Annotated in this window: 5 protein-coding genes; 3 read left to right on the top strand and 2 right to left on the bottom strand. The window is 34.2% G+C overall.

Translation table 11 applies throughout. The annotated features are described in order from the left end of the window. Positions 1–329: 329 nt before the first annotated feature. Positions 330–2,282 carry a sialate O-acetylesterase gene (locus AC07XN_RS21370; protein WP_494744520.1) on the bottom strand — a complete coding sequence of 651 codons (1,953 nt, stop codon included), beginning with the start codon at positions 2,280–2,282 and terminating at the stop codon, positions 330–332. 879 nt (positions 2,283–3,161) lie between these two features. Between AC07XN_RS21370 and AC07XN_RS21375 the strand changes: the two genes are divergently transcribed. Together AC07XN_RS21375 and AC07XN_RS21380 are read left to right on the top strand one after the other, a co-directional pair. Continuing rightward, positions 3,162–3,953 (top strand): alpha/beta fold hydrolase, encoded by a 792-nt coding sequence (locus tag AC07XN_RS21375; protein WP_494744521.1) that lies wholly within the window; start codon positions 3,162–3,164, stop codon positions 3,951–3,953. Positions 3,954–3,958: 5 nt separating this feature from the next. Next, positions 3,959–6,415 carry a response regulator gene (locus AC07XN_RS21380; protein ID WP_494744522.1) on the top strand — a complete coding sequence of 819 codons (2,457 nt, stop codon included), beginning with the start codon at positions 3,959–3,961 and terminating at the stop codon, positions 6,413–6,415. Between the two features lie 208 nt (positions 6,416–6,623). Here the strand turns inward: AC07XN_RS21380 and AC07XN_RS21385 are convergent, their stop codons facing one another. Further along, positions 6,624–7,076 (bottom strand): DUF3291 domain-containing protein, encoded by a 453-nt coding sequence (locus AC07XN_RS21385; protein ID WP_494744523.1) that lies wholly within the window; start codon positions 7,074–7,076, stop codon positions 6,624–6,626. A gap of 617 nt (positions 7,077–7,693) precedes the next feature. Between AC07XN_RS21385 and AC07XN_RS21390 the strand changes: the two genes are divergently transcribed. Further along, entirely contained in the window at positions 7,694–9,355 is a 1,662-nt protein-coding gene (locus AC07XN_RS21390; protein WP_494744524.1) for a D-arabinono-1,4-lactone oxidase, read from the top strand. Positions 9,356–9,495: the final 140 nt, after the last annotated feature.

Below are 9,495 nucleotides of genomic sequence, written 5' to 3' on the forward strand. Positions count from 1 at the left end.
AAAGATGGTTATTTATAAAGGTTAGTTTTTTCGAGAAATATGCTTTGCTTCGGGTCGGAAAACGTAAAAATGCTTTTGTAATTTATAATACAAAATTGACAGTTTTTGTGGTGAAACTGTTAATACTTTTTTATCAATTGCTTATATTAAATCTACTTTTATGCAATTTTTGAAGGTGTTTTGCAGAAAAATATAAATTAAGTATTACTAAATATTGTATTATCGTTAATTGAGGAACTTGTCTTTTGTGAACAGAAAGGCGTATTATTTTATCATTAAAAAAGGAATCCCTTTTAAGTGGAGGGCTTACTTAAAAGGGATTATCGTATTTATTCAAATTTCGTATTGATTGTCATTCCTGGCCAAGTATCTGTCCTAAATGAATTGGCAGGTAAGCCTTCTGAGTTAAACAAGTTGGCATCCATTGGCGAATCTGCCCAAGCATATCGTACTGAAATAGGCTTTAAGCCTTTTGGATGATAAACAATCACCTTGTTATCTACAAGTTCAGCTTTGGCATAATAAAACACCTTATCTTCCCCTGCGATTTCAAAACCTTTTAAGTATCCAAATTTATCTTGAATGACTAAGCCTTTTGCAATATTTTTGAAAGAAACAATCGCTTTACCATCTTCATAACTAACCGATTCAAACATCGGAGAACTGTATTCAATATTTTGCCCGAAATCTTTTTTCAAGGCATTTATTGCCAAACGATGTCCTACATCCTGTTTGTTTGTTGGGTGAATATCATTCGGATTCCCAATATCTGTAATGACAGCCATTCCAGTTTTAGGTAATGATAAGGTCATTGTTTGGGCTTCTCTTAATTCTGCCCAATTACTACCTTGATTACTGTTTTGATAAGGACCATAATTGGCTAACTGAACGAAATAGAAAGAAAAGTCATCATTCCATTTTTTACGCCAATCTTCTATCATCAGTGGAAAGGTTTGGTGGTATTGATAAGCTCTGCCAGTATTTGCTTCACCCTGATACCATAAAGAGCCACGCATGGCAAAAGGGACAAGTGGGGCTATCATGCCGTTGTAAATAGTAGTACCAACATTGTTGCTAGAATGAACATATTCATGTTTTCCAGCAAAAGATGGCATCAATCTCCAGCCTGTTGCAATGCTAATTTTTTGATTGTCGACTTCTACATACAAATCAGTAGCAGAACCTATTAGTCCTAGTCCCATCCAAGGAAGGCTTTGCATATTTCCGAATTTTATCATTAATTGGTTTGTTCCAGTTTGCCAAGTATTAGCAGGTACGGTAATCTTGCGAACACCTTTAATGACACCCTGTGAAACTAATTTACCATTAATGTAAATCTCATTATAACTATCGTTTTCTGCTAAGGCCAACGTTGTTTCGGTTGAAACAGCCTCTTTAGGCACTTCGATAGTGCGAGCCATGTAACCATCTCCACGATATGCCCAAATGCCTTTCCAGTCCCATTGTCCCATTGGGCTATCCGCATAAAGCCATTTAGAAATATCATAATTCGCTGTCAAGTATTTCTTTTCGTCTTCAATGCTTGGGTTGATATTACTGCCTAATAATTGCTTTTGTACTTTCTGGTCATGAGCATAGTCGGCATCTTTCCAGTTGCTCGGTAAGTGCTCAGCATAACTTTTTAGTTCGTTATTAGTCAACATTCCTTCTTTACTAATCCAACCTTCCACCTGCGAACCTCCCCAAGAAGAATGTAATAAACCAATTGGGATATTTAATTTTTGATATAACTCACGAGCAAAGAAAAACCCAACTGCTGTAAAATTACCAACAGTTTCTGGCGAGGCTACTTTCCATTCGCCCGACTTTAAATCTGCTTGTGGGTCAATCGTAACCTCATGTTCTACATAGAAATGTCTGATTTTTGGATAGTCAGCATTTTTCTTTTCTTCATTAAAATTATTAGCTTGAGAAACTCTCCATTCCATGTTTGATTGCCCCGAACAGAGCCATACTTCGCCAATTAAAATATCATTTATAGTAACACTGCCAGATTTTGCGGTAGCAGTCATTTTAAAAGGCCCCCCAGCTTCAAGCGGAGTAAATTTTACCATCCATTTTCCAGTAGCATCAGCCTTTGTGTTTTGAGATTGCCCAGCCAAAGTAACATTTACTTTTTCGTTGGCATTAGCCCAACCCCACACTGGAATAGGTTTTTGTCGTTGTAATACTACATGGTCTGAGAAAAGTCGTGCTAGCTTTACTTGACCAAAACAAGTAACAGAAATAAGCGATAAACAGATTAAAAGTGTTTTTTTCATAAAGAGAGTGAATGTTTTTTTGATTTACCGAAATTAAGAGAAAGTAATCGGAAAGTTGTCCTATTTAATCAGGAAAAAAAGCAAAGAGATGTGCTTTCAATGCATTGTGAGTTCTTTTATCCAATAGCTAACTGTATTATTTAAGAAAGGCTTGGTATATAAATGAGTAGATGATATTATCTCAATTCTTTTCTATGATGGATAAAATAATCCAAATGAATTTCAACCTCATTTATTAATAAACAAGTCTATGAAAATAATACTATTGTGTAGTTTGATGTTTGTTTGTTGCTTGGCTATTGCTCAAGACACCTTTGTAACCAACATGGATGGCAAATGACAAAGGTTTGCAACCATTGTCTCGAATCAGTCTGGTGAAAACATGATATGACAGCTTATAAATGGGAAGAATACATTGTTTTGAAAAGTAAATAATATAAAGTATTCCAAAGCATTATCTCTAAAACAGTATAGATAGAAGATGATATTTTATTTATAATTTTGTATTTTACCAAGATAATTTTATAAATTACATAGTGTTGTCTTTGTTGAAAATAAGTTATTACACTATTTTAGAATAAAAAGCTTAAATGATGAAAGACGTTATCTTCTTTATTAATATAGGATTGAATACAATGAGACGGTTTTTTTGAGTTTTCATCATCAAATTAAAGTTGTCATTATAAATCGATATAAAAAATAAAATATATTTAGAATATCATAACTTATTTTGTATAATTGTATTTAACTAATAATTAATAACATATAAATATATTTTTTTGTTTGATTAATAAAGCATAAATCAAATAATTCCCCTCATATTAATCTTTGCTACTATCACTTTTATCTGACCTAATCTATTAAGTATTTTTATCAATTATGAACCTAACAAAAAAAAATAATATAAAAGTAATTGGCACCTTGGACGGTCCAACGATGTTATTCGCACACGGATTTGGCACAGACCAACATGCTTGGTCTAAAGTTTCAGAGGCATTTATCTCCAAATACAGAATTATTCTTTTCGATAATGTTGGTGCTGGTCAAGCCGACCCCGAAGCTTTCAGCCCTAATAAATATGATACCTTGCAGGCTTATGTCAATGACCTTATTGCAATTTGTGAGGAATATGAGGTAAAAGATGCCATCATGATAGGGCATTCAGTGAGCGGAATGATTAGCTTGCTTACTGCCGTTCAAAGACCAGCATTTTTCTCAAAACTAGCATTGGTAGGTGCTTCCCCAAGATATTTGAATGATATTGGTTATTTAGGAGGCTTTGAGCAACAAGATTTAGATGCATTGTATGATACAATGGCGAATAATTATTTTGCTTGGGTAAGTGGTTTTTCAGCTGCAGCGATGGGCAATCCAGAAAACCCTCAATTAGCAGAAGGTTTTGCTGCTACCTTACGGGCAATTAGACCCGATATTGCACAATCAGTAGCCCGCGTAATATTCCAATCAGATTATCGTAAAGAATTAACAAAGTTGAATAAACCTACTTTATTAATACAGGCTAAAGAAGATATTGCTGTACCCATTGATGTGGCATATTATCTGAACAATAATATCGCTAATAGTAAACTGACCGTCGTAAATGCTTACGGTCACTTCCCACATATAAGCGCCCCAAATGAAGTTATTAACGCATTAGAGCAATTTATTTAATTATTTTGGACAAGCAAATTAACTGGATTAATGAGGCTGTTAACTTTTTAACAGGACTTTATCCTATAAAAAAAGAGAAAAACATTCAAGTTATTTATGCACAAGCTACTCACCTGATTAAAAAGCATGCACATGCTGAGGCCGCTGCTTTTGTTAAGATGGATGATAATCTTACGGTTCGTGCAGAGTTTAATACTTCTAGGCATTTTTTAAATAGTTTTATCAATGCTGAATTAGTATTAAAGCTTGTAAATGAAAATGAAATTGTTTTTGATATAGATAATTCTTTTTCAAAAGAAGAAGGAGAGGATATAATATTTATTCCTATGAATGAATCAGGATTCAGAGGAGGCGTTATCTTATTGGTTAAAGATGACCGAAAGCATGATGATTTGTTTTTAGCATTTTTAAACCATGCCTCTGTGGGTCTCAAAGACACCATCTCAATTATTCAGAATTATTTTTTAATCGAAGAACTCACTACTCGTTTTAATGCTATTCTCGAAACAATTCCTCAGGGAGTAGTATTTGTAGACGATGTAGGAAAGGGAGGTTGGGTAAATAGCCAAGCTGCCGAGATACTGAATATCCCGAAGGATGACAATAAGCCATTGATCATTGCCGAGGCGATGCAAAAATTAAGGGATAAGGCTGTCAACAAAGATGAAATCATCAGAGAGGGAATCAGACTGTTTAGCTTGCCAGGGCAAAAAATAAATTACTGGAAATGGATTTTTGGTGACCCTGTAACTTATGTTCTAAGTGTTTCGTGTGTACCTACTATTTCTCAAAATATCAAAGGTCGTTTATGGGTTTTTGCGGATGTTACCTTCCAACATTTGGCTAACGAACAACTGTTAGAACTGAATACTGAATTAGCAGAAAAAAGGATAATTGCAGAGGAACAAAACAAAGCAAAGTCTGACTTTTTAGCTAATATGAGTCATGAGATACGTACACCAATGAATGGCGTAATCGGTATGGCAAGTTTATTAGTAAATACCGAGTTAAGTGAAGAGCAGATGGATTACGTAGAGACTATACGTATCAGTGGCGAGGCACTTATTGCTATCATTAATGATATTTTGGATTTCTCTAAGATTGAATCTGGTAAAATAGAACTAGAGAGCAAACCATTCTATATTAATAATGTCATTGAAGAAACCTATGATTTACTTTCTGTCAATGCTAATGACAAAGGACTTGATTTGCTTTACTACATTGAGCCTGACGTACCCTTAGAAATCAAAGGTGACATTACCCGACTCAGACAAATAATGATTAACCTAGTAAACAATGGTATAAAGTTTACTGCTAAAGGCGAAATCCAAGTGAGTGTTAAAAATGGGGGCATTGATGAGCAAGGTTTTTATAATTTAGAATTTTCAGTAAGAGATACTGGAATTGGTATTCCTCAGGATAAATATTATAAATTATTTGAGAGTTTTTCTCAAGTGGATTCTTCAACTACCCGTAAGTATGGCGGTACAGGTCTTGGTTTAGCAATCAGTCAGCGATTGGTATCACTCATGGGAGGAAGCATACGCGTAGAAAGCGAAGTAGGCAAAGGTTCGTCGTTTATCTTTAACATCAAAGTAGAAGCCAACAGAGACGTTAAAAAGTATAAAGCCAATGCAACCGTAGAAATGGTTTCATTGAAAGGTAAGCGCATCTTGATATTGGATGATAATAAAACCAACCTGAAAATTCTTAAAACACAATGTAATATTTGGGGGATGGATGCTACAACTTTCGAACATTACGAAGATGCATTAGCATCAATAGAAACAGATAGGTATGATTTAGTAATTATTGATATGCTAATGCCCGGAAAGGACGGTATCGAAGTGACTAGGATAATCAAAGAATTACGGAAAGATTTGCCTGTTATTTTATTTAGCTCTTCAGGAAACCACAACATGCTATCATTGGATGATAACACAAAACTGTTTGAGTCTATCTTAAATAAACCTACGCGTCATAGCCATATTTTAAAAGCGATTAATAGTGTTTTGAATAACACCGTAAAATCAACTGTTAAAACTACCGTTATTACAGATACCTTAAATTCTGCCCTATCTATCAACATCCTTATCGCTGAGGATGATGCTATTAATCAAAAGTTATTAACAAGGGTTTTAGAGAAACTTGGATACGCTGCTGATGTAGTAGAAAATGGCATAGAGGTACTAAAAGCAATAGAGAAAAAGAAGTATCATCTAATATTTATGGATGTCATGATGCCTGAAATGGATGGTTTTGAAACGACTAGAAATATCGTAAAGCTATATCCTAAACATGCCAGACCTCTTATTATTACGGCCACGGCTAATGCTTTATCAGATGATCGTGACAAAGCGATACTAGCAGGGATGGATGATTATATCAGTAAGCCATTTAAAATGCAAGACGTACAAGACAAAATAGAAAAGTGGAAAGAAATTTTGCTTGAAAAAATATGATGGTGAATTTTGCGAAATCCAAATTTTTGGAGATTACTCTATAGGGTTCTCTTTAGTCATTTAAATATTTAAAAATCAATATATTATAAATAAATAACCCCGGAAAGTGTCAATTTTGGCAATTTTCGGGGTTATTCTGTATTCCGCCCTTGATTTCTATGACATAAATAAGGGCGAAAAATAAAAAAAGTGTATTTGGGGTTTTGCACTACGCAGGTTTTGCAAACTTTTTTCTAAAATCAAAAACTTTTTCAGAAGCACCATTTTTTTGAAGATAGTCTAGGTTATCAACTGCTTCTTCAAGAGATGGGAATTGTCCGCTAGGTATCCACCACATGGCTGTATAAGCTTTTCCATAAGTCTGAAACCATTCCTTACGACGCTTCAAAAACTCAGAATGAAAAGTTTTATACATAAAATTTTCTAAGGTCTCTATACTTTCCCAAACAGATATATTGATAATTACTTGTTCATCATTATATGGATTAATACTGGTAGCATTATTTGAATCGTCTTTTAGTCTCCAAATAAAACCTTCACTACTTTCTGCTATAGCATTTACAGTGTCCAGATTATCATTGAACTCTTTCATAATTGGGTCGTTGATATTTACGCCCTTCATTCTAGCAATATTGATTTCGGCAATTTGATATTTACTCATAAATGAATTAAAATGATTTTGGAATGGATTAAATTGTAAAATTCATAGACGGTTCGATTTGTTCGACAAGGGCAAATCGCATGACAGATAAAAACGTTCTCAAACTTTTTTGGATTAAAATTCTTTTTATCAAAACTTCCACTTGCCTTTCAGAAAAAGTGGAAGAGCAACGGTAATCAACCAAAATATACGCAAATAAATGATTGGAAAAATATGTATTAAAGTATTTTATGAATATCGTATAGTCTTTTGAGCTCCTTTAAGATTAACAGATATACAAATGTTGTGAATTAATTCACTTGATATGTAGATGATGCCTTTTGTTTAAAAATACAGAAACGATTAGCTATTTCCAAGAACTTTATTTTACTGAAATGACAAAAGCTAAGGAAAACTAAATATTTATGTTGAAGTGAAAAATATTTGGTTAAATGATGAATTATAATTACGTTTGTGTATTGTATATGCCTTTTGCCTAATCCTTCTTTATCGTCAACTCAATATTTTTTAGCATTGAAATGTTATTATACCCATAATATTTCAATTGAAATTACTATCAGCTATTTACTGAAAATTACTAAATCAACCTTTTGTATCATATTTAACTATCACACTCAATGCCATTAAATACAATTATTCCAATCGGTTCAGATGGGTTTTATCACCCTGCATCTGAAAGTGAAGTAATTTCACTGGTAAAATATGCCTATGATAACAATTTGCAAATCCGTTGTCGAGGGGCGTCACACTCTATCGCTAGGGCCATCTATACAGACCCAGGGCCAGGGGAGTTACCTGTACCTGACAAAGTTTCTGAAGAAAATCCGCCCAAAGGACCCAATCTGAACCTCATTTTTGATAATTTGATGAGTCTGACTTGGATTGATAACGAAAAAGGAATTATTGAGGTAGATGCAGGTATTCACCTTGGTTATGACCCCATGGACCCCACAGGAGCATCAACGTTAGCCAATAGTTTATTGTATCAAACTTTTCTAAAAGGCTGGACATTAAGCGATTTAGGCGGTATTACTCATCAAACAGTATCAGGATTTCTATCAACTGGCTCAGCAGGTGGAACAACGATGTACACTATCGAAGAAAACCTGTTAGCATTCAGGGTAATAGATGGACAAGGGAATGCTGAATGGGTAGAAAAAGACAGTGATTTATTTAACGCCTTAGGTGTTTCCTTGGGTTTATTAGGTGTTATTGTAAAAGTGAGAATGCAATTAGTACCCTTCTTTAATATTTATGGACAACAAATAACCACTAAAACAACCTACGAAGAATGTCCAATAGATTTGTTTGGTGATGGTAATTCCACAAAGCCTAATTATCAACAATATCTTGAAAAAACACCTTATTCTAGAATGCTATGGTGGCCCCAAAAAGGCGTAGATAGAGTAGTAATGTGGCAGGCTATTCGGGGAATAAACCCTCCTGTATTTTACCCAGCTCCTTATGAAGAATTTGCTGATACCAATCTGTTAACCCAAATTGAACAGTTGGGGGCGTCAGTAATGTTTACAACATTAGGAAACAATGGTTTCTTGAAAACTTGGAAAAAACTGCAACCAAGCTTCAAGGCATTCTATAACAGTATTAAGTCTGGTATATTAGCAGTGTTATTAACAGTCATTCTATACATTCTCTTGCTTCCAATTACTTTGTTTTTTAGCATTTTTAAAGGTGTTTTGTGGCTATTATTCCCAACAATCATCAATTTACTTCAACCACTGACTAAGGATGGCAAGGCTATGTTATTCATGGATTATATGTGGCGAAGTTTACCGATGGATAACGAGGCTGGTGATATCCTGATGGGAACAGAATTTACAGAATTGTGGATCCCGATTGAGAAAACAAAAGAGGTAATGAACCTACTGAAAGGTTTTTTTGAGCAAGATGGCAGAAAAGCCACTGGAACGTATAGTACTGAAATATACGCAGGTAAAGCTAGTAATTTTTGGTTGAGCCCTTCTTATAATAGAGATGTTATTAGGGTAGATGTTTTTTGGTATGCCTCAAATGAAGGAAATCCATCTGTAAAAGGAGGGTTTTATGAACAATACTGGGAACTTTTCGAGAAAAATAATATTCCATTTAGGCTACACTGGGGAAAATTTGCACCTAGCTATGATTATAAACATTGGGCAGAATATCTAAGAAGTCAGACACCAAAATGGGATGATTTCTTAATGCTACGCCAACAACGTGACCCTAAAAATATCTTTTTTACTGATTATTTTAAATTACGTTTTTTAGGAGAAAAGTAGGTAATACAAGTAAGTGTTTGTGAAAGAGGGCTTTAAGAATGTAAGTGCTTACACTTAATTCTTAAAGCCCTCTCTTTTTTTAAGCGTTTAGTCTTTTAGTCTTCAAATCCAGAAAAAACTATTTTAACAAAAGTAAAGGT

The organism is Arcicella sp. GW458-12-2-14-TSB2, from assembly GCF_059423785.1.

Excerpts from the sequence above, each read along its gene's own strand:
- AC07XN_RS21385 (WP_494744523.1), bottom strand. The coding sequence starts at position 7,076 with ATGAGTAAATATCAAATTGCCGAAATCAATATTGCTAGAATGAAGGGC.
- AC07XN_RS21390 (WP_494744524.1), top strand. The coding sequence starts at position 7,694 with ATGCCATTAAATACAATTATTCCAATCGGTTCAGATGGGTTTTATCAC.
- AC07XN_RS21375 (WP_494744521.1), top strand. The coding sequence starts at position 3,162 with ATGAACCTAACAAAAAAAAATAATATAAAAGTAATTGGCACCTTGGAC.
- AC07XN_RS21370 (WP_494744520.1), bottom strand. The coding sequence starts at position 2,282 with ATGAAAAAAACACTTTTAATCTGTTTATCGCTTATTTCTGTTACTTGT.